General features: G+C 69.1%; 23 protein-coding genes. 16 read left to right on the plus strand and 7 right to left on the minus strand.

Translation table 11 applies throughout. The annotated features are described in order from the left end of the window. Nucleotides 1-1,214 precede the first annotated feature (1,214 nt). The 13 genes from ACIBAG_RS37630 to ACIBAG_RS37690 all read left to right on the plus strand — a co-directional run bounded on the left by ACIBAG_RS37630 (nucleotide 1,215) and on the right by ACIBAG_RS37690 (nucleotide 12,509). On the plus strand, nucleotides 1,215-1,652 hold the full coding sequence (locus ACIBAG_RS37630) for a hypothetical protein (protein WP_399111621.1): 438 nt from the start codon (nucleotides 1,215-1,217) through the stop codon (nucleotides 1,650-1,652). Nucleotides 1,653-1,752: 100 nt separating this feature from the next. Beyond that, nucleotides 1,753-2,553, plus strand: coding sequence for a hypothetical protein (locus tag ACIBAG_RS37635; protein WP_399111623.1), 801 nt, complete (start codon nucleotides 1,753-1,755; stop codon nucleotides 2,551-2,553). A gap of 8 nt (nucleotides 2,554-2,561) precedes the next feature. Next, nucleotides 2,562-2,687: a hypothetical protein gene (locus ACIBAG_RS37640; protein WP_399111625.1), complete on the plus strand. Its 126-nt coding sequence runs from the start codon at nucleotides 2,562-2,564 to the stop codon at nucleotides 2,685-2,687. A 70-nt stretch (nucleotides 2,688-2,757) separates the two neighbouring features. Further along, the gene (locus ACIBAG_RS37645; protein ID WP_399111627.1) at nucleotides 2,758-2,958 is read left to right on the plus strand and encodes a hypothetical protein; all 201 of its coding nucleotides are present in this window, start codon (nucleotides 2,758-2,760) and stop codon (nucleotides 2,956-2,958) included. A 17-nt stretch (nucleotides 2,959-2,975) separates the two neighbouring features. Next, nucleotides 2,976-3,524 (plus strand): hypothetical protein, encoded by a 549-nt coding sequence (locus ACIBAG_RS37650; RefSeq protein ID WP_399111629.1) that lies wholly within the window; start codon nucleotides 2,976-2,978, stop codon nucleotides 3,522-3,524. Nucleotides 3,525-3,635: 111 nt separating this feature from the next. Beyond that, nucleotides 3,636-5,000 (plus strand): amidohydrolase, encoded by a 1,365-nt coding sequence (locus ACIBAG_RS37655; RefSeq protein WP_399111631.1) that lies wholly within the window; start codon nucleotides 3,636-3,638, stop codon nucleotides 4,998-5,000. Continuing rightward, nucleotides 4,990-6,042 (plus strand): LacI family DNA-binding transcriptional regulator, encoded by a 1,053-nt coding sequence (locus ACIBAG_RS37660; RefSeq protein WP_399111633.1) that lies wholly within the window; start codon nucleotides 4,990-4,992, stop codon nucleotides 6,040-6,042. Before ACIBAG_RS37655 ends, ACIBAG_RS37660 begins: the two co-directional genes overlap by 11 nt. 78 nt (nucleotides 6,043-6,120) lie before the next feature. Next, nucleotides 6,121-6,870, plus strand: a complete 750-nt coding sequence (locus ACIBAG_RS37665; RefSeq protein ID WP_399111635.1) for a glutamine amidotransferase — start codon at nucleotides 6,121-6,123, stop codon at nucleotides 6,868-6,870. Continuing rightward, entirely contained in the window at nucleotides 6,870-7,619 is a 750-nt protein-coding gene (gene deoD, locus ACIBAG_RS37670; protein ID WP_399111637.1) for a purine-nucleoside phosphorylase, read from the plus strand. The genes ACIBAG_RS37665 and deoD overlap by 1 nt, the downstream gene beginning before the upstream one ends. 125 nt (nucleotides 7,620-7,744) lie before the next feature. Next, entirely contained in the window at nucleotides 7,745-8,839 is a 1,095-nt protein-coding gene (locus ACIBAG_RS37675) for a BMP family protein (protein ID WP_399111638.1), read from the plus strand. A 27-nt stretch (nucleotides 8,840-8,866) separates the two neighbouring features. After that, complete coding sequence (locus ACIBAG_RS37680; protein ID WP_399111640.1) at nucleotides 8,867-10,453, plus strand: ABC transporter ATP-binding protein; 1,587 nt, start codon at nucleotides 8,867-8,869, stop codon at nucleotides 10,451-10,453. Continuing rightward, complete coding sequence (locus ACIBAG_RS37685) at nucleotides 10,450-11,577, plus strand: ABC transporter permease (RefSeq protein ID WP_399111642.1); 1,128 nt, start codon at nucleotides 10,450-10,452, stop codon at nucleotides 11,575-11,577. The genes ACIBAG_RS37680 and ACIBAG_RS37685 overlap by 4 nt, the downstream gene beginning before the upstream one ends. Then, nucleotides 11,574-12,509, plus strand: a complete 936-nt coding sequence (locus tag ACIBAG_RS37690) for an ABC transporter permease (RefSeq protein ID WP_399111644.1) — start codon at nucleotides 11,574-11,576, stop codon at nucleotides 12,507-12,509. The genes ACIBAG_RS37685 and ACIBAG_RS37690 overlap by 4 nt, the downstream gene beginning before the upstream one ends. A gap of 36 nt (nucleotides 12,510-12,545) precedes the next feature. Here the strand turns inward: ACIBAG_RS37690 and ACIBAG_RS37695 are convergent, their stop codons facing one another. The 3 genes from ACIBAG_RS37695 to ACIBAG_RS37705 all read right to left on the minus strand — a co-directional run bounded on the left by ACIBAG_RS37695 (nucleotide 12,546) and on the right by ACIBAG_RS37705 (nucleotide 15,115). After that, nucleotides 12,546-13,133: an exonuclease domain-containing protein gene (locus ACIBAG_RS37695; RefSeq protein WP_399111646.1), complete on the minus strand. Its 588-nt coding sequence runs from the start codon at nucleotides 13,131-13,133 to the stop codon at nucleotides 12,546-12,548. A gap of 82 nt (nucleotides 13,134-13,215) precedes the next feature. After that, a complete protein-coding gene (locus ACIBAG_RS37700) occupies nucleotides 13,216-14,298 on the minus strand; it encodes a Fic family protein (RefSeq protein WP_399111647.1) in 1,083 nt (360 codons plus the stop codon). A 16-nt stretch (nucleotides 14,299-14,314) separates the two neighbouring features. After that, nucleotides 14,315-15,115 (minus strand): DUF6426 family protein, encoded by an 801-nt coding sequence (locus ACIBAG_RS37705; protein WP_399111649.1) that lies wholly within the window; start codon nucleotides 15,113-15,115, stop codon nucleotides 14,315-14,317. A gap of 703 nt (nucleotides 15,116-15,818) precedes the next feature. Between ACIBAG_RS37705 and ACIBAG_RS37710 the strand changes: the two genes are divergently transcribed. After that, nucleotides 15,819-16,262, plus strand: a complete 444-nt coding sequence (locus tag ACIBAG_RS37710) for a hypothetical protein (RefSeq protein WP_399111651.1) — start codon at nucleotides 15,819-15,821, stop codon at nucleotides 16,260-16,262. A gap of 245 nt (nucleotides 16,263-16,507) precedes the next feature. Here the strand turns inward: ACIBAG_RS37710 and ACIBAG_RS37715 are convergent, their stop codons facing one another. Further along, nucleotides 16,508-17,482 carry a hypothetical protein gene (locus tag ACIBAG_RS37715; protein ID WP_399111653.1) on the minus strand — a complete coding sequence of 325 codons (975 nt, stop codon included), beginning with the start codon at nucleotides 17,480-17,482 and terminating at the stop codon, nucleotides 16,508-16,510. Nucleotides 17,483-17,494: 12 nt separating this feature from the next. Next, entirely contained in the window at nucleotides 17,495-18,958 is a 1,464-nt protein-coding gene (locus ACIBAG_RS37720; RefSeq protein ID WP_399111655.1) for an APC family permease, read from the minus strand. 1,282 nt (nucleotides 18,959-20,240) lie between these two features. Between ACIBAG_RS37720 and ACIBAG_RS37725 the strand changes: the two genes are divergently transcribed. Next, the gene (locus ACIBAG_RS37725; RefSeq protein WP_399111657.1) at nucleotides 20,241-20,810 is read left to right on the plus strand and encodes a hypothetical protein; all 570 of its coding nucleotides are present in this window, start codon (nucleotides 20,241-20,243) and stop codon (nucleotides 20,808-20,810) included. Between the two features lie 97 nt (nucleotides 20,811-20,907). Continuing rightward, the gene (locus tag ACIBAG_RS37730; protein WP_399111659.1) at nucleotides 20,908-21,876 is read left to right on the plus strand and encodes a WD40 repeat domain-containing protein; all 969 of its coding nucleotides are present in this window, start codon (nucleotides 20,908-20,910) and stop codon (nucleotides 21,874-21,876) included. Nucleotides 21,877-22,136: 260 nt separating this feature from the next. Here ACIBAG_RS37730 and ACIBAG_RS37735 read toward each other — a convergent pair whose 3' ends face one another. Further along, complete coding sequence (locus ACIBAG_RS37735; RefSeq protein WP_399111661.1) at nucleotides 22,137-22,547, minus strand: hypothetical protein; 411 nt, start codon at nucleotides 22,545-22,547, stop codon at nucleotides 22,137-22,139. A gap of 98 nt (nucleotides 22,548-22,645) precedes the next feature. Beyond that, nucleotides 22,646-23,128 (minus strand): NADAR family protein, encoded by a 483-nt coding sequence (locus ACIBAG_RS37740; protein WP_399111663.1) that lies wholly within the window; start codon nucleotides 23,126-23,128, stop codon nucleotides 22,646-22,648. Nucleotides 23,129-23,283: the final 155 nt, after the last annotated feature.

A 23,283-nucleotide genomic window follows, 5' to 3' on the forward strand; every position in this document is an offset into this window, starting at 1 on the left:
GTGCGGTGAAGATTCGACACCTCCACCACACACGGGGGCCTTCGCCATGATCAAGCCCGCCCAGCGTTAACAACGCTCGTGATCAATACACCTAGAACCTCCCCCGACCGGGCGGACTTCGGCAGCCCGCCGGCGACGGACGGACAGGAGCGGCCACGTCGATCGGCCCGTACAGGCCGACGACGATGGGGAAGAGCCACAGCGGTGTGATCGTGACCAGCTCGGATTCCGGGGGACAGCGGACGTCCCGCCTGGCACGGCCTGCCGGAGCCGCTGTCAAGTGCCCGCACGATGCTTGGAACTCCACCTGTCGACCTGGGTTCATGCGCTGCCCTCCTGGTATCTCCCTGGTGCGGCCGGATGCCTCCCAGCCGGCGGGCACGTGAGGGTGCCTCGGCAGCGCCTGGATGCGGGAGAACGTACGCGCAGGGCCGGGCCGCCGTCTCCCGCCGAAGCCGGCGGCACGCGGGTCGGCCCGGGTCGGACGCCGGACAGCGGATCCCCGCTCCGGCCCGGTCCGGGAATCCGGGAGTCCCTGGTCGGACGGTGAGGCGCCGACGATCGGCGGATCCGGAGCGGCGCGGCTTCGGGCATGGTCCCCTTGGCTTCGGCCACGAGCGGGGCGCAGGACGCGGTCGCGGATCCGGAAGGCGAGGAGGCAGATGTCGGTGGCCAAGGCCCTGGAAGGGGCCATCATGCTGGGCCGGTTGCGAGGGCGCGACCCGGTCGCGGCGACCAGCGCGGCCGACGTCGCGTGGTGCGGAAGAATCCTCGCCGCCGGCGCGCGTACCTGGCAGGTCGCTCAGGGCCTGTTGCCCTGGGAGCTGACACCTCTGCGTCCGCTGTCGGCCAAGGAGCGGGCGGCCCCCGCACCACCGTCCACGACGTGCTGTCGGACGCGACCGAACTCGCCGACCGGATCACTGACCTCGGGGCGCGGGCGCCCCGTAGCGCCATGTCGTGGAGCGGGCGGCGCCTTGAGCATCAGGCAAGCGAAACGGGCGGATCGACATGGTGACGACAGCAGAACGTGGGCGCCGACACGGAGAGCTGCCGCTTCTTTTTGGAGGGCTGGGATGCGTGAAGCACCTACAGAGTCAGGGCGGAGGAGGCATCGTTGGACTGTGCCCCTCCTCGTAGGAGCTCTCGCCGTAGCGGGCTGCTCGACGGCCGGACCCGGTGGCTCTGCGAGTCAGGAGGGTTCGTCGAAGGCCGTGTCCACTCAGCAGGCGAGCGCGTGTTCGCTGATGGACACGGAAGAGCTACCGGGGATCTTCGGTCGCTATGGCGAGTACGAAGCCTTCGTGGGCACGCGTCCCGACCCCGTCGACGGCAAGCGCCCATGGGGGTGCACGTGGGGCAACCCGACCTCCTATGCGAGCGTCCAGGAAGTCAGTCGAGAGGACTACCGGAACCGCCTGGGGGCACCGGGCGTGCAGTTGATCCCCCAAAACATGGCAAAAGGAGAGTCGTTCGGAGTCCGGTCCGCTGACGACGAACCCATGATGTTCGCTTTCACGGTGGGTGCCCGGCACTTCCTCGTTGACGTCGTCCCTTCCCGCGACGGCGACTACCCGCAGTTCGCGCAGAACGAAATCGGTCAGGACCTGCTCCGACTCCTCATCCCGGCCATGGAAGACGCCCTTACGTGATCTCGTTCCTACGGCACCGCGAACCACCGACCACGGCGTTGCACTCGTCGAGCACGTCATTGCGTCGGTCGAGGCCGACCCGCACCTGCGAGGAGCCCGTATGACAGCCCCTTCGGATCAGCTGCGTCCTGCTCTCCTGCCCGCCCGTGAGCGTTCCCGCGCGGTACTGGTCGGCTCCAGCTTCGGCCTGGGCTCTTCTGAGGCGGCGGACGTGACCCGCCGCTTGGCGACGGAGGCGCTCACCAGTGAGGGATCCGGTGGTGGCGCGTTCCGCCGGGAAAACACCACCCTGCTCCTGGACCCGGAGCGCCCAGCCGATGTCCTCGGTGCCGTCCGGCACGCTGCAGAAGCGGCATCAGACGTGCTGCTGTTCCAGTTCGCCGGGAAGGGCTTCTACCACGAGGAACGTCTGTTCCTCGGCGTCGGGGGCACCGACCCGTACCGTCTGGAAGACACCGGTGTCAGCCTGGAAGCGGTCGCCGACATCATGAGTGCCAGTCAGGCGGCCCGCCTCGTCGTCATCCTTGAGTGCGGCTACCCGGACGTAGCCGCGTCGGCGTTGGCCACGACGGCCCCCGGCGTGTCCGTGCTGGCCGGACGGTTGAGTTTCGGGTTCAGCGATGATCCCTTCACCGAGACCCTTGTGCGCGGGCTGGTGAAGGGAGTTCAAGGGGGGCCCGAGGTACTGGACCTGCTCACCCTCAAGAACGCGATGGAGGGTGCCTATGCCGAGACCCGCTATTGCGTGGAGAACGAATACATCGGAGCACCGTCTCGTGTGGTGCTGCGCGGCGGCGGGGACGTTGCCCTGGGCGTCAATCCGGCCTTCGGAGCCCCGGAGGGCAACGGCGCGCTGCCCCCGCATCCGGATGCCGTCGACGACTGGTGGCTGGGGGAGTGAAAGGCCTGTTGGCGGCAGCGACCCCCGACCCGGCCCTGGTCGGGGCGGCCCGCCGCAGCTACCAGCCGGGCGGCAGCCTGCGGGTGCACGGCGTCTGCCGGGAGCCGGTCATCAGCGCCACTGGTCTCCACTGACGCCGATCCAGCCACCGTCGCCCAGCCTTTGGGCGAATCACCTGACGCCACGGCGATGAGAGTCGAGAGGTTGACGGTAGGTCAAAAAGCCGTGCTGGTCGGGGCGCCGCTGCTGATCGTCCGCCGCTCTGCCGAGGTGCCGGCTCTTTCCGCCGTCGAGGTCACCGAGGTGGCGGCGGGCGGGTCGGGTGAGGCCCCCCGTAAAGGATGCTTCCGCCCCTGGCAAGGCGGCCTCCGCTGCCTCGGCCAGTACGAGGACGGTACGACGTGAGCTCAGGAGGGTTGACCATGCGGGGTGCCGCACGGTGGCTGGCGCGGGGCGCGGCCGCGGTCGGAGGGGTGGTGAGCCTGGCCCTCGCCGGGTGGCTGGTCTGGCTGGTGCCCGGACCGCAGCTGTCCGCGGTGCTCGGCTTCGGGCCCGTGGACGGTGTCGTGTTGATCACCGAGTGCCATGACTCCCACGATGTGGACGGGAACGTGTCCGGCACGGACTGTACGGGCTCGTACGCCTCGCGCGGAGCGGATGAGCCGGCCCGCGGGATCCTGCTGCAGTCGGCCGCCGAGAAATACCCGTCCGGTACGGCCGTGGAGGTCCGGACTGCGAGGGGACGGGCGTACGAACTGTCGAGCTCCGCCGTCCTGGATTTCGGTACCGTCGCCGGGCTCCTGCTTGTCCCGTTCCTCACGCTGTCGGCCTGGCTGTTCGCCTGCGCGCGGCACGCCAGGCTCGAGAACGCGGAGGGATACCTGTTCGCGGGGCTGGGCGGGCTCATCGCCGTCCTGGTGCTGAGTTTCGTGACCGCCTTCCTGGTCGGCCTCGTCACCGCCGTCCTCTGACGAGTGCCCGGCCTGGCCGATCGACGGCGTGCGAATCGACCAGGATCCTGTCCGATCCGCCTGGAAAATGATGGGTTGTGCAAAACGTTTTGCATCCCTAGCTTGAGTGCCATGAGCAAGAAAACGGCCGCTGTGTCGGGTGGCCTCGTGGTAACCGGGTGCGATGTGCTGAGCATCCCGGCCGAGGGCGAGTGCGAGATCCTCGGGGCGCACGACATCGTCGTGGCGGACGGCCGTATCCAGGAAGTACGGCCGACCGGCGGCGCGCATCCGAACGACGCCGCCGAGGTGATCGACGGCCGGGGGCTGCTCGCGGTCCCGGGCCTGGTCAACGCACACACGCACAGCCCGATGGTGCTGATGCGGGGCGCCGCCGAGGACGTGACGGTCGAGGGCTGGTTCAACGAGCGGGTCTGGCCGATGGAGTCCAACCTCACCCCCGACGACGTGCGGACCGGGGCGCTGCTGGCCTGCGCGGAGATGATCCGCTCAGGAGTCACGACCTTCGCCGACCACTACTTCTTCCCCGAGCAGATCGCCGAGGCGGTCTCCGAGACGGGCCTGCGGGCCGACATCGCGCCCACCTACTTCAGCAGCCACGGTCAGGAGGCCCTGGAAGCCACCGTGCGGTTCGCGGAGACCCGGCACGGCACGGCCGGGGGCCGAGTCACCGTCTCGCTGGGGCCGCACGCCCCGTACACCGTGGACGACGAGGATCTGCGGACCCTGTCCGGGCACGCCCGGCGACTCGGACTACGTCTGCACATCCACGCCGCCGAACACCTGGAGCAGACCGAGTCCAGCCTCGCGCGGCGCGGCGCCACGCCGATCCGGGTGCTGCACGAGACCGGGGTCCTGGAGGCGGGCGCCCTCATCGCGCACGGCTGCGGCATCGTCGAGCAGGACCTGCCGCTGCTGGCCGAGTACGCCGGCACGACCGCCGTGGCCTGCTGTCCCAAGGTGTACCTCAAGCACGCGCTGTCCCCGCTCACCCCGGTCCGGGACCTGCTCGACGCCGGCGTCACGGTCGCGGTCGGCACGGACGGGGCCGCCGGACACAACACGCTCGACGTATGGGAGGCACTGCGGCTGGTCGCCCTCACCCAGAAGCAGGCGGTGCGGGACGCCACCTGGATGACGGTCTCCGACACCCTGCGCCTGGCGACGCGCGGCGGGGCTCGCGCCCTCGGTCTGCAGGACCGGATCGGGGCGCTGGAGCCGGGCATGCGCGGCGACATCGTGCTCACAGATCTGTCGGGCTCGCACTGCCGTCCCCTGCACGACCCGCGGGCCGCACTCGTCTACAGCGCCCGCGCGAGCGACGTACGCACGGTCGTGGTCGACGGCCGGGTGCTGATGCGTGACGGACGCCTGCTGACCGTGGACGAGCCCGCACTGCTGGCCGAGGCCGATTCCCGGGTGGCGCGGATCCTCGACACCTCCCACGGACGGGTGGTGCAGCACTATGACCCGTGAGGCGTACGGGCAGCGGAGAGACGATGATCGGTCGGCGGTGCGCAGGCCCGCCTCCATCAAGGACGTGGCCGCCGCCGCGGGGGTCAGCCCCACCACCGTCTCCCATGTCCTCAGCGGCAACCGGCCGGTCAACCAGCAGACCGCCGCCCGTGTCCGCAGCGTCGTCAACCGGCTCGGATACGTGCCGGCCTCGCTGGCCCGCAGCCTCCAGGCCGGCTCCACCTCCGTCATCGGCCTGCTCATCCCCGACATCAGCAACGCCTTCTTCGCCGAACTCGCCAAGGGCGCCGAGGACGCCGCCCACGACCTGGGGTACGGGCTGATCCTGTGCAACACCGAGTTCGACGCCGAGCGCGAGGACCGCTACCTCGGCATGATCCGCAGCCGGTTCGTCGACGGCATGGTGTACGCCTCGGGATCCTCGCCCTCGCGCCGGCGGCTGGAGTCCCTGATGGGCAAGTTCCCCATCGCGCTCGCCGACGAGGAGGTCGACGGCCTCGAACGGGCCCTCATCGCCACCGCCGACCACGAGGCGGGCGGGCGCCTGGTCGGCGAGCACCTGCGGGAGCTCGGCCACCGCCGGGTGCTGATGCTGACCGGTCCGCGCGGGCTGCGCAGCGGCGTCGCACGCGCCACCGGCTTCGTGCGGGCCTTTGGTGGTCACGTCGTCGAACGCGTCGGCGACTTCAAGGAGGCTTCCGGCTACCGCCTGGTCGCCAAACTGCTCGAGGAAGGCGGCCTGGACTGCACGGCCGTCTTCGCGGCCAACGACCTGATGGCCTTCGGCGCCCTCGCCGCCCTCACCGAGGCCGGACTCTCGGTCCCCGGGGACATCTCCGTGGTCGGTTTCGACGACATCCGGGCCGCCTCCCAGATCAACCCGCCCCTGACCACCGTCCATCAGCCGGCCTACGACGTGGGCCGCACCGCCACCGCGCAACTCCTCCAGTACGTCTCCCGCGGCGAGGTCCCGCCCGCCTCCCGGCACACCCTCCCCGTCACCCTCAAGGTGCGCGGCAGCACGGCGCCCGCCGCCCGCTGATCCCTCCCGCCTGTCCCGCAGGACGCGGTGTCGCACCACCCCTGTGCCCAAATCCCCCTTTCGAAAGGCGATTTCACCATGCCCAGAGTCCTCGTCGTCGGCGAGTCCTGGTTCACGTACACGGTCCATCAGAAAGGCTTCGACGCCTTCCACACCGCGGAGTACACCGAGGGCGGCGACGTCTTCCTCGAGGCACTGCGCTCGCGCGGGCACGAGGTGACGTACGTCCCCGCGCACGAGATAGCCACCCGGGTCCCGGACTCCGCGGACGGCTTCGACGCGTACGACGTCGTGGTCATCAGCGACGTCGGCGCCAACAGCTTCCAGTTGCCGCCGCAGACCTTCGGCCAGTCCATCCCCTGCCCCGACCGTTCCGAGCTGGTCCGGGCCTTCGTGGAGCAGGGCGGCGGGGTGCTGATGATCGGCGGCTATCTGACCTTCAGCGGCATCGACGCCCGCGCCCGCTGGGGGCGTACACCACTGGCCGAGGCGCTGCCGGTGGTGATGGTCGACCGGGACGACCGGGTGGAGCTCCCGGCCGGGGCGGTGGCCGAAGTGGTGGCCGATCACGCTGTCGTACGAGGGCTGGAGCGGCTCTGGCCCTCGCTGCTCGGACTCAACGAGGTCACCGTACGGCCGGAGGCGTCCTTGCTGGCCGAGTGCGCCGGGCATCCGTTGCTCGTCGTCGGCGAGCACGGCGCGGGTCGGTCGGCGGCGTTCACCTCCGATGTCGCACCCCACTGGGCCCCGCCGCCGTTCCTGGAATGGGAGGGCTACGCCGAGCTGTGGGACCGGCTGGTGCGCTGGCTGGCCGGAGCGGAGCTGTGATGCCCGCACACGGAACACCGCATGTCCACGGCACACCGCATATCGCCGCCGCGCCCGGCGACTTCGCCCCCCTCGTGCTGATGCCGGGTGACCCGCGCCGTGCGCGCCGGATCGCCGAGACGTTCCTGGAGGGCGCCCGGCTCGTCACCGAGGTGCGCGGGATCCTCGGCTACACCGGCACCCACCGGGGCGAGCCCATGTCGGTCCTCGCCTCCGGCATGGGCATCCCGTCGGTGTCGATCTACGCGACCGAACTGCTGCGCCACTACGGGGTGCGCAGGATCGCCCGGGTCGGTACGGCGGGAGCGATCCCGGCGGCGGTGGCGCTGCGGGACGTGGTGATCGCCTCCGCCGCGCACACCGACTCGCAGGTCGGCCGGCTGCCGGACAGCGGCGTCACCCTCTCCCTGGCCCCGTCCCATCGGCTGCTGGGCGCCGCCGTTCGGGCCGCGGAACAGCAGCAGCCGGACGGCGGGGGAGCCGTGCGCATCGGACCGGTGTTCAGCACCGACCACTTCTACCTGGACAGGCCCGCCGTCTTCGACACGCTGGAACGCAGGGGCACCCTCGCCGTCGAGATGGAGGCCGCGGGGCTCTACGCCGTCGCCGCCGCCGAGGGCGGGGAGGCACTCGCCGTGCTGACCGCGACCGACCACCTCCGCACCGGTGAGCAGCTCACCGCCGCCGAACGGGAGACGTGTTTCGCACGGGCCGTGCGCATCGCGGCCGACGCCCTGCTCGCCGACTGAATTTCTTGCTTCAGAAATCAAACGGAAACCGGACATCGTAGCCAAAACGTTTTGCACTTCTTAGTGTTCAACGCAATCACTCACCCGAACCGGCCCACACACGACACATGATCAGGAGAAGGCAGATGAGGAATGGAAAGAGCGCCGCCGCGGCGCTGGTGGCGGGAATGCTGGTACTCGTCGCATGCGGTGGGTCGGACGGGGATTCCGGCTCGACGGGAGCCTCCGGCAAGCCCCGCGTCAAATTGGTGATCAACGGCGGGCTGGGCGACAAGTCGTTCTTCGACTCCGCCCACGAGGGTCTCAAGCGCGCTGCGAAGGACCTCGGCTACGAGCTCAAGGTGGTGGAACTGGGCTCGGACCGCACCAAGTGGGAGCCCGGTTTCGAGGACGCGGCCGCGGCCGACGACTACGACATCCTCGCCGCCGGCACCTTCGACGTCACCGACTACATCGGCGATCTCGCCCCGCAGTACCCGGACAAGAAGTTCTGGGTCTTCGACGCGCCTGTCGACTACAGCGGCAAGAACGGCACCTGCTCCAACAAGTGCGAGAACGTGTACTCCGTGACCTTCAAGCAGAACGAGGGCGGATATCTCGCCGGATTCCTCGCCGAGAAGCTCATCGCCGCGAAATCTCTGAAGGGAGCCGAATCCCTGAAGAAGGCCGGCGTCATGGGTGGTGTGAAGATCCCCCTCATCGAGGACTTCGTCGTCGGGTTCAGGTCCGGATTCACGGCGGCCGGCGGCAAGGACTCAAACGTCCTCGTGCAGTACGTCGGCGGCGACAAGCCCTTCGGTGACCCGGCCAAGGGCAAGGAGATCTCCAACGCCATGTACGGCCAGGGCGCCGCGCTGGTGTGGCCGGTCGCCGGGCTCTCCGGGCTCGGCACCTTCGAGTCCGCGGCCGCGGCGAAGCGCTACGCCTTCGGAGTCGACTCCGATCAGTACCAGACCCTCACCGACCCGGCGCAGAAGAACACCGTCGTCACGTCGATCCTCAAGAACGTCGGCAACGCCCTGTACAAGGCGGCGCAGGACGACCAGAAGGGCTCCCTGAAGTACGGCGCCGTCGAGACCGTCGGCCTCGCCGAGGACGCCGTCGGATACGTGAACGACGACCACTTCAAGGAGCTGGTGCCGGAGAAGATCCGTACCGAGCTGGAGGCGGCCGCCGACCAGGTGAAGTCCGGCTCCGTCAAGGTCCCCAGCGCCCTCTAGCCGCCCGAACCGAAACGGTCCCGACGAATGAACGAGTCATGGCACGCCGCAGGTCCGGCCGTCGCCGCCCGAGCGGTGACGAAGACCTACGGCAACGGGGTGCGCGCGGTCCGCGGCGTGGACCTGACGGTCCCACCCGGTGAGATCCGGGCGGTGGTCGGTGAGAACGGTGCGGGCAAGTCCACGCTGATGAAGATGTTCTACGGCCTGGAGCAGCCCTCGTCCGGCGAGATCCTGATCGGCGGACGGCCGCGCACCCTGCGCGGCCCGGCCGCCGCGATCGCGCTCGGCGTGGGCATGGTGCACCAGAACCTCATGCTGGTGCCCTCCTTCACCGTCGCCCAGAACGTCGTCCTCGGCGTCGAACCCGGCCGCCGCGGCCTGGTCGACGCGAGGGCGGCGGTCGAGACCACCGCCCACCTCGCCGAGGAGGCCGGACTCGCCGTCGACCCCAAGGCGCGCATCGACGAGGTGTCCGTCGGAATGCGCCAGCGCACCGAGATCCTCAAGGCCCTGCACCGCCGGGCGAAGGTGCTGATCCTGGACGAGCCGACCGCCGTACTCACCCCACAGGAGACCGAGGACCTCTTCGCCGCCGTACGACGGCTGCGCGACGGCGGGATGACGGTGCTGTTCATCTCGCACAAGCTGCGCGAGGTACGGGAGATCAGCGACCAGGTGAGCGTGATGCGCGCCGGCTCCCTGGTGGGCACCGTCCCCACCGCCGACGCCACCGAGCGCTCGCTCGCCGCCATGATGGTCGGCCGCGACCTCTCCCTGGACGTCGACCGGGTCCCCGCCCGCCGGGGCGAAGTCACCCTCCGCGTACGGAGGCTGGGATACGAGGCGCCCACGGGCCAGTCGCTGCACCGCCTCTCCTTCGACGTGGCGGCCGGGGAGATCGTCGGCGTGGCCGGCATCGAGGGCAACGGACAGAGCGAACTCGCCGAGATCCTCGCCGGGTTGCGCCGCCCCACCACCGGCACGATCCACGTCGGCGGCACCGACACCGCCGGACTCGACGTCGCCGGACACCGCAGGGCGGGCGTCGGCTACGTCCCCGAGGACCGGTTGCACAACGGCGCCGCACTGGACGAGTCGATCGCCGACAACCTCGTCGTCGACCGCCACGACCGCCCCCCACTCGCCCGCCGTGGCGTCCTGCGTCCCAAGGCCGTGCGCGCCCACGCCGAGCGGCTCATCGGCCAGTACGCGATCCGCACCCCTGACCCGTCCGTCCCCATGCGCGCGCTGTCCGGCGGCAACATGCAGAAGGTGATCGTCGCCCGCGAACTCTCCGCCGGACCACGGCTGTTGATCGCCTCCCAGGTCACCCGCGGGGTCGACATCGGCGCCATGCGCTTCATGTACGAGCGTCTCGTCGCCGCCCGGGACAACGGAGCCGCCGTCCTGCTGATCTCCGCCGACCTGACCGAACTGCTCGCGCTCTCGGACCGGTTGCTGGTCCTCAAGGACGGCCTGCTCGTCGGCCGGTTCGACGACACAGGCGGCCTGACCGAGAAGCACGTCGGCCTCTACATGCTCGGTGTCGAACACCACGACGACAAGCACCTGACGGCAGGTCTCGCCGCCGGTGAGGAGCCCACCCCATGACCAGCACCCTCATCGAGACCGAGGACCGCCGGGAGTACCGGGCCACCCGGCGCCGCGGCCTGGCCGTCGACCTCAGCATGACCCTGGCCACCGTCCTGGCCGCCCTCGCCGTCGGCTTCCTCGTCATCCTCGCCACCGGCAAGGATCCGGTCGCGGCGTACGAGGCCCTGCTCACCGGGCCGCTGGAACGCTCCTTCCGGGTCGGCCGCTGGCTGGAGGACGCCACCACACTCACCCTGCTCGGCCTGTCGGTCGCCATCCCCTTCCGCGCCCGCCAGATCAGCCTGGGCGCCGAAAGCCAGCTGTACGCCGGAGCCTTGGCGGCCGCCGCCGTCGCGATCTTCCTCCCGCTGCCGCCGGTCGCCGCCGTCGTCGTCCCGCTCGTCGCCGCGGCCGCGGCAGGAGCGGGCATGGGCTTCGTTCCCGGATCCATGAAGGCGCGCCTCGGCGCCAACGAGATCGTGGCGACCCTCATGCTCAACGCCATCGTCGTCCGCGTCTACGACTACCTGGTCAACGGCCCGCTGAAGGAGCCCGGCAGCAGCGCCGTGCACTCCGAGCGGGTCCAGCAGGACTCCGTGCTCACCCCGCTCACCGACTGGTTCGGCATCCCGCTCGGCCGGTCCAACGTCGGCTTCGTCCTGATGCTGCTCACCGCCGTCGCGCTGTGGCTGCTCATCACCCGCACCCCGCTCGGCTACCGCATCCGGATGACCGGCGCCAACTCCGACTTCGCCGAGTACGGCGGCATCCGGGTGCCCCGCGCCATCGAGTGGAGCTTCGTCATCGGCGGCGCTGTCGCGGGCCTCGCCGGAGCCCATCTCGTCCAGGGCGTCTACGGCCGCCTCGAACCCGGCATGGCCGGAAGCCTCGCCTTCGAGGGGATCGTGGTGGCCCTGCTGGCCAGGAACAACCCGCTGGTCGTCGTGATCGCCGGCCTCTTCTACTCCTACCTGCGCGCCGGGGGAGACATCATGGAACAACAGACCGACGTCGGCACCGAGATCGTCGTCGTCATCCAGGCGGTCATCGTGCTCCTGGTCACCGCACAGGCCCTGCCGGACCTGCTCAAACGCCGGATCGCCCGCAAGCAGGCGGCACAGAAGCAGGTGGGCGCCCGATGAGTTCCGTATTCGACGTCGTCTTCAGCAGTGCCTTCCTGGCAGCCGCCCTGCGGGTCGCCACGCCGTACCTGCTCGCCGCCTTCGGCGGACTGGTCGCCGAACGCGCCGGCATCAGCAACATCGCCCTCGAGGGCCAGATGCTGGCCGCCGCCTGCACGGGCGCGCTCGTCGCCGGCTACAGCGGATCCGTGGCCCTGGGAGCCCTGAGCGGCATCGCCGTGGCCACCCTCCTCGGCCTGCTGCTGGCAGCGCTGCGCCTGGAATTGGGAGCCGACGCGATCATCGCGGGCATCGGCCTCAACCTCCTCGCCTCCGGTGCCACCGCCTACGCCGTCTACACCCTCCTGGACGACAAGGGCGGCACCTCCGGCCTCGACAGCGGCACCCTGCCGACCGTCCCCCTGCCCGGCATCGAGAGCATCCCGGTACTCGGGGACGTGCTCAGCGGCCAGAACCTGATCACCTGGCTGGCCTTCCTGACCGCCCCGTTCGTCGCCTGGCTCTTCTACCGCACGACCTTCGGCTTCCACCTGCGCGCGGTCGGGGAGATGCCGGACGCCGCCGCGTCGGTCGGCATCCCGGTACGACGCGTCCAGTACGCCGGTCTCGCCCTCAGCGGCGCCCTCGCCGGACTCGCCGGGGTCTTCCTCAGCATGGGCTATGTGTCCTTCTTCGTACGGGACATGACGGCCGGCCGCGGCTTCATCGCCCTCGCGGCGGTCTTCCTCGGCGGCCTGCGCCCCTGGGGCGTCTTCCTCGCCGCCCTCGGCTTCGGCGCGGCGGAGGCCCTGGCCGTACAGCTCGGCACGCTCGACGTGCCGCCCCAGCTGGTATCGACGATCCCGTACGCCATGACGCTCGTCGCACTCGCGCTGTACGCATGGCGTCGTAAGCGCCGGGGGGTGGGGCAGGCGGCTCCGGCCTCGCTCTGACAGCTGTGGCTGTGCCTGTGTCGTTTCCGTTGAAGGCTAGAGGGCTGGGGCCGTGACTGGCCATGCGCCGCGGTCCAGTAGATCGAGGACCAGGGCCGCGATGTTCCACGCGTCGTCCTCGCCGCGGTGATGGCGTCCCTCGAGCGGCAGTCCGGCGATCTGCAGAGCGTGGTCCATGCCGGGCTTCTTCCGCAGCCCGTACGCCGCGGCGAATACGGCCTTGGCGTTGGTGTGGGTGCGTTCCGTCGGATAGCCGAACGGGTAGGCCACTCCGTCGGCCTGACTCTGGCGAGCGAATTGCCGACGGTCGTACTCGCCCCAACTCACCCAGGGGCGCTCCCCGGCGCCGTATTCCTCGACGAGGATCCGGCATGCCTCGGCGAAGGTGACGCCCCGTTCCACCTCGGCCTGCGTCAGCCCGGTCAGTTCGGTGCAGAAGTCGCTCACCGCCGACCGGACAGGGCGGACCAGGACGCGGTGCCGGGACACGCGGCGCCGTGCCGACACGTCCACGACGGTGAGACCGATCTCGATGATCTCGTTCACGGAGCCGGGCGGCGGCTGTCCGTCCCAGCAAGTGGCTTCCACATCGATGACGTTGAGCAGGGAGGATTCGTGGCGCATGGGGTTGAGGGTAGGGACGGGCATCCGGCTCCGGCACCTCGATTTCCGCACGGCACGATCAGTGATGACGCCGGACGTCCGTTCACAGCGCCCGGGGGAGGGTTCCGTAGGGCGTGTCCAGGATCGCCAGCGACTCGGGGTGCACCAGGGCTCCCGGGAGGCGCGGGTGGGGGGCGAGGACACCCGCCGCCAGCAGGTGCGCGAGAGGCGGGCCCGGGTCGTGGGGGATGCGGTCGCGCAGCCAGGCCTCGGACACCGCCGGGCTGGAGCGCAGGCAGGTCAGGACGGCTGTCATGGCCGGCTCGCGGTCGACGCGCTCGATGGCTTCGTCGATGAGGGCGCCGTAGGCCGTGATGGTCGCGGTCCGGTGGTGGGCCGTGTCGGCGACGGTGCGTGCGAACAGCTCACCCCATACCTCCCACTGTCCCTCCGCCGCGGCGACCACCGCCTCGTCGTGTTCGTCACGGTGGTGGTCGATCCAGCCCTCGATGTCGAGCAGGAGTCCCGGCATGAGGCCGGCGCCCACCAGGTCGCACTCGGCGAGCAGGCGCGCGGTGCGGCCGTTGGCGTCGGGGAACGGATGGATCGTCAGCAGCCGCACCATGCTGAGCGCCGCCGCGTCCAGAGGCGGCGAGGTGGTCCGGGTGCCCCACTCGTACCAGCGCCGGACGTGGTCGCGCAGTTCCTTGCCCGGCCTCACGGCCATGACGAAACACCGTCCGTCCGACCAGGTCACCCTGGAGGTGGCACGCCGAAAGCCCCCGGTGCCGGGGATGTTGGGGTCCGCGGCGACGAGGAGCCGGTGCAGTTCGGCGAGCGCGTCAGGGGTGAAGCAGGGGCGGCGGTCGGGCCGTTCGGCGCGTTCCGCACGCACCGAGTGGACGGCCAACAGGCCCGCCGCGGCGCGGCCCTCGGCGGCCTCGGCGATCAGCGCGGTCACCTGCCCCTCCTCCACCTGGGCGAGGTGGCGGTGGTGCATCTTCATGCGGAAACGGGGACGGTGGAACAGGTCGGGGTCGCCGAGGTGCCGCCGCGCGGTCTCGGCGAGGGTGGCCAGGGCGGCCAGCGCCGTAGCGCGGGCCGCCGCGGGGACCACCTCGGCGTCGAGCGGTGGCACGACGGGGGTGATCCGTTGTGCCACCGACGCGGAGGGGTGGAGGGTCATCAGGAGGGAGCCGGTCTCAGCAGGCGCGCCCGGTCAGGACACCCGTCGGCGCCGTGACGTTCACGAACTCGGTCTTGTACGTGCGGCTGAGCCAGTCGAGCGTCGTGATCGCGTAGACCTTGGTCTGGTACTCGATGTACAGCGCCCAGGTCTGACCCGGCTCGAGGGAGATGTCGAGGCCGTAGTTCTTGACAATGGTGGTGTTGAGCTGGCTTCCGAGGGTGGCGGAGAGCACGTCTGTCGCTTTGGCCGTGATGTTCGCACTGGTCTGATACGACACGTTGTAGCTGATGCTCTCGGTGTGCTTCTGTGTGATGTTGCTGTTGTTGCGGTAGCAGTTCCCGCGCTCCTCCCACGTCTGGCCCTCGCTGTGCACGACCGCGCGTTCCTCTCCGCCTCCTCCGCCCGAGTCGGAGCCCCAGCTGTATTCGGGCATCGCGGGGTCTGCCGGGGCCTGGGGGCTCGTTGCCAGTCCGTCGACCACGACTGTGGGCAGGGTGGCGACGACGTCCGCCGGCGCCGGTTCCGGTGCCTCGCTGACATTGACCCCATCGGTCACGACCGTGGGCAGAATGCCGGTCACCGGCCCCTGGCCACCGTTGTCGCCGGGATCACCGGGGTCCCCGGGGACACTGGGGTCCCCGGGGACACTGGGGAACGGGATCTCATCGCCGGGCGGCGGTTGATCGTCGTTGCCGCACGAGGAGTTGTTCTCTACACAGGAGGCGTAGGCCGTGTACGGGGCGATGAACGTCGGCACCGTGGTGAGCACGGTGGCACCGAGTGCCGCGGCCACCGTCATGCGTCTGAGCTTCACGTTTGCTCCGGGTCGGGAGGGGGGTGGAAGAGGCGGAACGATCCGGACGGTTTGAACTGCCTGAACCAGCGGCACCGTGGGAGATTCGGTTCCGCACACTCGTTCCTGCGAACGGCGTCAAGTATTCGCACTGGCGCTCAACACAGCATTGGGGAAACCCCCACAACCGCCCAGCCTTCCGCCAGAACGGGCTGGTTGTCCGCCGTACGACGAGTCGTGCCCGCGCGGTCCGCAGCCGGTTGGTCTTCCGAGTGCGGTCGTTGACCAGGTCGAGGCGGCGGGCGGTCAGGCTTCGCAGATGGACAGTTGTCTGGCCGCCCGGGGGCCGGTTCGTCGTTGGAGAGTTGAAGACCCGACGCGACGGCGCCCACGTACTTCGCCCTGTGGTTGACCCGCTCCCTGCCGTCGCGGCACTACCCCTGGGGGCTGCGGCGGGGCTTGTCCGCTTGGGCTGCTCGGGTCTCGTCAGTGACTTTACGTAGTTGGCCACGCAATCTCGTGGTGGCGGTATCGGGTGGGCGTGGCATGTCCGTGGACGGTGGTTCCATGCGGGTTATGTCTGATGATCTGCGTGTTGACGATGCCGGGGCTGGGCTACCGGTGTGGACGGGCGCTTGGCGGATCCGGGGTTTTTGGTGAATGCCGACCCAGGTGAGGTGCTGGGGCTGGCGGGTGAGGCGTCGGGGCCTGCGGGCGGTTGGCCGTGGCGGTGTACCGGGCGTCCGCACATCTGCACAGCGGTGCTGGCGCGGGGGTGCGGCGGCAGTTGCTGGCGTTGGACGCGGCCCGCTACGGGGACCGGCGGCTGGCGGCCCGCATCGCGGCCGTGCCGGTGGAGGGTGAGCCCGAGGCGCGGTGGAGGGTGGACTGGGCCACCGGGACCGAACTGGATGCCCGGCTCCGGCACGTCCTGCACGGCCCCACCGACGGGATAGGTGCAGTCGCGATGGGGGTGGTGGAGGGCCGCCCGGTCGCCGTCACCGGCGATCACGACAACACAGTGAGGATGTGGGACCTGACTACCCGCCGGCAGATCGGACCAAGGCTCGTGTTCCCCGAGCCCGTCATGGCGCTGGCGATGGCGGCGGGCGGGCGGCTGGTGGTCGGCTTCGGCGAGGAGGTCGCCGCCCTGTCCCCGCTGACCTGAAGACACAGTCGTCCCCCGCCCGTACGCAGCCCGGGAGTCGTCCCTCGTGTCGGAGGACGTTCGTACGCTGTGCGCCGAGGATCAGTGCGTCGAACACCCTCGTAACGCCCACGGGCCATCAGCCGTATGGCCTCATCAACGTGCACGCGTTCAATGTCCGGGAGCCCCGCTCTGCCGCCTCGCAGGGGCGGGGCTCCCGGGATCGCTCACAGCTGCCACTCCAGGCAGCTCCTCTCGCCTGATCATCAGGCCTGAGCCCCTCTCCCCGCGCGGGTTCGACGTAAGACAGTGCGGTGCCACTTGGTGATGACGGCCGCGGGGTCGCCGAAGAGGGACCAAGGCGCCGGGGTGGCCCGGCCTTCGACCAGCTCGAAGAGGTGCGCCGCTTCGGAGTGGAGGCCGCCTTCGCATGCCGCGTGCAGCAGGTGGTTGAGGTCGGCGATGTCCTGCGCCCGGTCGACGCCGTCCCAGTTGACAATCCATGAATTCCAGGTGCGAAGGGTCTCGGCGATCGCCAAGTCGCTGCTCCAGTGCTGGCGTAGGAAGAGTGCCATGTCTCCCTCGTGATCGAGGCGGTAGCGGTATTCCTCGGCCCGTGCGACCTGCAGGAGTACGGCGAGTGGCGAGCCGGCCGGAGTGTTGCTCGCCACGTCCCGGGCGAAGTCGTACATGGTTCCGTGCGAGCCGTGCCAGCGCGCGGAGAGGTGGCGCAGCATCTGGTTGTGCGCTTCCCGGTTGTCCTGGTGGCGGAATTGCAGCTCCTGCCACCAGCGGTTGATGTGGGGGTGGCCGCCCGGGTAGAGCCGGGCGATGGTGAGGAGCGACACCCAGGGCACAGGGTCGTGCGGGTACGCGTCGGCCGCCCGGAGACAGGTCCGTACGGCCGTGTCCCGTCGGTCCTGTTCGACGTCGCCGGCGTTCCCGGCGGCCACCGCGAGGTTGAAGCAGCGCATGACCTCTGTGGCCGCGCGCAGCACGAGCGCGTCCGGGTTGCGCGGTTGGGCGGTGTGCCATTCCTCGGCGACGGTGGTGCCGGCCGCGGCGTGGGCGAGCAGGCGGATCCGGTGGGTGCGGCGGTCCCAGTCGTACCCGGTGGCGTGGAGTAGCCCGGGAAGCCCCTGCCAACGACCGATGGTGATGTCCTCGCGCGCCCTTGCGAGGCCCTGGTCGCCGAGCGTCACATCGAATTCGGGAGTGAACGTCTTGCTTCCCGGAGTCATGGCTGTGCCCCCTCAGAAGTCCGTGGCTACGGTGTCGCCGGCGGACGAGGCAGACACAGGCTCCAACCGTTCGTACTCTCGTGCGACTTGTTCGGACCTCGCGGCGTCGAGCCTGTGCGGTCGGTAGTAGGTGCTGCGCCGGTACCAGACCATCGGAATCAGGCCCAGGGCGAGAGCGCCGAGGCCGATCCCGATGGCGGTGGGGTCGAGTTCGCCCAACGACTCGAAGAGGATCCAGAACATGAAGAGCGCCCCGGTCAGCGGCCACAGTCCGCCGAACAAGAAGTTCGCCCAGGTCTTCAGCAGCACCTTGCGGTAGGCGACCACGACCGCGAGTCCGGCCAGTCCGTAGTAGACGGCGATCTGGAGTCCGATGGCGGCGACCGCGCTGTCCAGGATGTCGCCGACCGAACCGAGCGAGTTGGAGGCCACGAAGAGAGTGAGGGCGACCGCACCGACGGCCACGAGCGCGACCCAGGGCGTGTGGTAGCGGCTGTGGGAGGTGCCGAGCGCGGCCGGCATGGTGCGGTCGCGGCCCATCGCGAAAAGAGAACGGGTCACCTGGATCAGGGTGGTCTCCAGGGTGGCGATGGTGGACAGCATGACGGCGACGATCAACAGCTTGCCGCCCCACCCGGGCCAGATGCGCTCGCCGAGCACGGCCAGGACGTTGGCGCTGTTGACCTCGATGTCGTCGGCGGTGAGCAGCATGTTCACCGAGATCGTGAAAACCTCGAACAGGACGAAGACGACGGCGAGGCCGATGAGGCCGGCCAGCCCCGACGTCTTGCGGCTGTTGCGGGTCTCCTCGCTGAGGTTGCTGGTGACGTCCCAGCCCCAGTAGTAGAACGCCGCGATCAACGCGCCTGCCGCGAAACTTTGTAGGCCGTCGAAATGGCTGAAGCCCAGCCAGGACCAGGAGAAGTGCTCGACCGCGTAGTCGTGAGACAAGGCCGCCATGGCGAAGCCGAGCAGGATGAGCAGTTCGATGCCGGACATGATCATCTGGGCGTGGACCGTCAGTCGGGCCCCCATGAGCACGACGACGAGCATCACCAGGAACCAGGCCGCGCCGACCGCGGTCGCCAGTGCGGTGTTCTCGGCCAGGTCCGGGGCGAACAGGGACAGCGTCATGCTGCCCGCCGGCAGTGAGCCCGCGACCATGAAGATCGTGGCCGAGACCACCAGCGCCCAGCCGCTGAGGAAGCCCAGGCAGGGGTGGAGGGCGCGGGCCACCCAGGAGTAGCTGGCGCCGGCGTTGATGTCCAGCCGCCCCAGGTAGTTGAACGCCCAGGCGATGCCGAACATGGGTATCGCGCAGTAGAGCAGCGCGGCAGGGGCGGCGAAGCCGACCGTGCCGACGAGCACGGCTGTGGTCGCCGCGAGCGAGTACGCGGGGGCACTGCCCGCCACGGCCATGACGATGCTGTCGAAAGTGCCCAGGACGTTCGCCTGGAGCCCTTTGGGTCTACTCATGAGGTTCAGCGGTGCCTTCCGATACAGCTGCTGTTTGTTGGTACCCCGACAGGGGCGGGGCCGGCCCCCGCACAGTCACTGGGACGGCTGGCCGGAAGACCCCGTGGCCTGCTGGAAGAAGCCGGCCGCGTCGAGGGGGTGGGAGCTCTACTCAGTCGACGACTCGTCCACCACGGCGGCTTCAGCTTTGGTCCGCCGATCGCCGATCGTCAGACATGACCGGCACAGTAAACGGCCCCACCGGCGAAGAAAACGCCCCGGAACCCTTAGCAGTGAACTTGCGTAGTGCATTACGTAGTTGCACTGAAACCTTGGCTGCACATCATGGGTCTGTAACCTGCGCAAATGGTCAATAAGTTTGGGGTAAGACTCGGCTCCGAGGCCGCACGCCTACTGGCCCGGCTCGGGCGCACCGAGCTCAGTCCAGGGCTGACAGAGCAGGAATTCGCTGGAATCGAAGCGCGGTTCGGGTTCGCTTTCGCCGACGACCACCGAGCTTTCCTCGCGGTGGGGCTGCCCACGGGAGGGGGTGGCCCGACTGGCGCCATGGCAGCGCCGCCCTGCTCCGATCCTGGCTCGACAGGCCGGTTGAGGACGTACTGCTCGCGGTGGCGGAGGCGGACTTCTGGCATCCGGGTTGGGGTACTCGCCCTGCCCGCCGGACTGACGCCGTGGCCGGCGCGAGGGCACACTTGGCGTCAGTACCGCAGCCGGTTCCGGTCTACTCCAATCGCTATGCGCCGGCCGGTCGGGAAACATTCGCTCATCCGGTGTTGTCGATCCGCGGCGCCGACATCATCCCCTACGGATACGACCTCATCGATTACGATGGGCCACGAGCACCACGCCGTCCGGGCCCGCCCTGCGGCCGGACCGGACGGGCCGGGAAGGAAGGCCCCACGGAAACCTCCGTCACCGCGCTTCAGCCTGAAGCTGGGAAGACTCAGTCAGCGTCTTTTTGCCCTACGTTCCCTGTCCACCCGTCTAGGGCAACCCCGTCGCGCGATCGTCCTCCCACTGGCGGCGTCCGAGCGCTGGCCGGCAGGCCTTGCCTGTCGATTGCCGATCGGCAGACATGACCGGCACCGTAAACTGCCTCACCGGCACAAAGCCCCCGGAACCCTCCAGCTGCGAATTTGCGTAGTGGATTACGGAGCTGATTGAAGACACCCCTGACCTCACGCGGACGCATCCCCGGAAGATGTCAGTGAAACCACGCAATCGCATACCTAACTGGTGAGCTGCGCGCCCGTGCTCATTTTCCCGCGGTTAGCCTCACCGCATGCCTCTCACCGTTGATCAATTGGCCGGGTACGTGGATCGGGATCTGGACGCCGACCTGGCGCGCTGGTTCCCCGACGGGCCGCGGGTCGACATCGCGGCGTCGACCCGTCCGGTCGAACCGTTCCTCGCCAAGCTTCCGCGCGACGCCGCGACGGCGTTGGCCGGCTTCGACCGCAGGGTCCGATCGGGAACCATGCCCGCAGGGTTTCTTGACATATACGACTGGTCGTACGGCTTCGACTTCGCGGCCAACGACTGCAGGATCCTCGACTCCGACTATGAGACGGAGCTTTCCGATGACGATGTGTGGTCCCTCGGCGCCGACGGAGGAGGAAATTACTACGTAGTGCTGACCAATGGCCGGGTCGCGGTGTGGTTCCACGAGGAGGAGGTGATAGAGGCCGAGACGCAGTTCGACAGCGTCGATGTCTTCCTGTGGTCGGTCATCCGATACCGCGCCGTGCGCGCCGGTGCCCTCGACCTGGCAGCGGTCGAGGCCGACTTCCGCGCCCTCGGGCAGCCTGGAGTGGTGGCGGGAGGGACCGGCCTCCTCGCCTCACTCTCGTGACGCCAGGGCCCGACAATCGGCAGCGTCGGTGGGCACCTCGAACACAGGGCGGGTACTCAAGGGCCGTGCTGATATGACCTCCCGACTCCGATCCACCTTGACCGGCCACGAACACGGCATCTGGTCGCTGGCGATGGCCGTGGTGGACGGCCGTCCCGTCGCCGTCAGCGGCAGCCACGACGAGACGGTCCGTATCTGGGACCTCGGCGATGGCCGACCTGTGGGTGGACCCCTGGTCGGACACAACGGCCTCATCCGCAACGGCGAAGTATGGTCGCTGGCGACAGCCGTGGTCGACGGCCGGCCCGTCGTCATATCTGGCGGCGGGAGCAATCTCATACAGATGTGGGACCTGGCCACGGGCCGACATGTGGGTGAGCCACTGGATCAAAGCATCGGCCGCATGTGCGCGGTGGCGACGACTGTGTTGGACAGGCGCCCCGTTGCCGTCACCGGTCATGTCGATGGCGCGGTACGGGTATGGGACCTGGTCGGCCGTGAACAGATCGGTGAGCCCCTGACAGGCCGCACCGACTGGGTGGAGGCGGTGGCGACGGCCGTGGTGGACGGCCGTCCCGTCGCCGTCACCGGCAGCAATGACAGGACGGTACGGGTGTGGGACCTGACCGACCGGGAACAGACCGGTGAACCTTTGGCAGGCCACACAAACGAGGTACGCGCCGCAGCGACGGCCGTGGTCAGTGGTCGTCCCGCCGTCGTCACCGGCGACTGCGACGGGACGGTACGAGTATGGGGCCTGGCCACACGTCGGCCCGCGGGCGAGCCCCTGGAAGCGCACTCCGAGGTGGGAGCGGTAACGACAGCGGTGCTGGGAAGCCGCCTCATCGTCCTGGTCGGCAGTGGGGACGGGACCGTGCGGATGTGGGACCCGATCACCGGCCGGCAAATCGGCGAACCCCTGGAAGGCCACAAGGGCATGGTCTGGGGAGCGGCGACGACCCTGGTGGACGGCCGGCCCGTCGTCGTCACCGGCGGCCACGACAAGACAGTGCGGGTATGGGACCTGACCGGGCTCCAGGCGCCCGTCCGCGGAGACACAGGTTGACCCCCCCGGCTGTCGCCGGACCGGCAACAGCGGGGCGAACTACGCCCACAAAGCCTTGCGTTCATCCATTCGGTGATGCGGGCGACGTTGCAGGCCAGCGCGGTGATCACGGGCCGGACGTGGGCTTTCGCCAACCCGCGGTAGCGGGAGCGGACCAGGCCGTGGGCGCGGACGTCCTGCGAGAGGGTGGCTTCGATATCGGCCACACACAAAGCACCCGAGGCGGGGAAGTTCGGATCGCGACCAGCTAGCCAGCTGTCTCACTCGTAGTAGTCGGCGTACTGGGCCGAGTACTCCTCGACCCGGAAGCCCTCGAAATCGCCCGCCTCTTCGGACTCAAGCAGCCGCTGATGGGCCGCCTCCGCTTCCGGTGTACGAAGGAGCGAGAGGTATGCCTTTGTCTCGGTGAGTCCCCGTCCGCACAGCAGCTGGACATCGATCGAGCACGCGGCGTCCATACTCGCGGTCTTCGCGCTCCAGATGAGGAGTACGTCATCGATGACGCCGGCATTGAACAACTGGACGCAGCAGAGCTTCATCAGTTCGGTGTCGCCCGCGCCCTGAGAGCGTCGCTCACGCTCCGTCTGACCTCTCAGCAGTTCGCGCACTTCGTCGAGGTCGGTGCCGACTGGGTGGAGACCGTAAAGGCGTAGGCTCTCGTCCTCGTCCACCGGTGTTACTTCCTCTCTCGGTCTTGGTCTCACGCCCTGGTTGTCGGGGACTTACGACGACGCCATCTGCTCGCGCTTCTTCGTACACCCTTCCCGGTTCACGGTCTTGGGCGGCGGCTATCGGCGTCGAGGGCTTCGGCGAGTTCGGCGCGCAACTGGTGACGGGTGCGCACCAGGATTCGCCCGAGCATGTACTTTCCGTTCCCGGTCCTGCCTCGACCCCAGTAGTGCTCGGTGGTGGTGTCTTCGACGATCTCTTCGTCACCGGTGGAAAGCAGAATGTCACGGATATCGGCATGTACGCGGAACTTGGTTGCCACCGCACGGCGCATCACGTCGTCCTTGACCCGCTCCCAGTCCCTCCGCAGAGGTTTGGACGAGTCACGGCCCAGCTCCGCTGCCCGCAGCGGCGTGCGCGCATGCCGGATGAGATCCGCGTGGCGGGTGCCTTTGAATTTCTGCGCCTGGAAGTAGTGCTCCGAGGTCGGCCACCATGCCCCGTCGAGTTCGAAGCCGTGATCGGAGAAGTTCGAGAAGCATCCATAAGGGACTTCATCGGCACCATAGAAATAGATCGTCATGAGAACCTCACGGGTGTGACGGAAACTTGCACGGTGTCAAGATCGGCCCAGCTGTCAACGGCCATTCCGTTGGCTCTCCTTCCCGAGCCGGAAGTACGCCTCGTCGATGAAGACGCGCGTCCAGGTGCCGGATGCCGGCTCGGAGGCCTCTGCCG

The sequence above is a fragment of the Streptomyces sp. NPDC051243 genome (genome assembly GCF_044455405.1).
Taxonomy (GTDB): domain Bacteria; phylum Actinomycetota; class Actinomycetes; order Streptomycetales; family Streptomycetaceae; genus Streptomyces.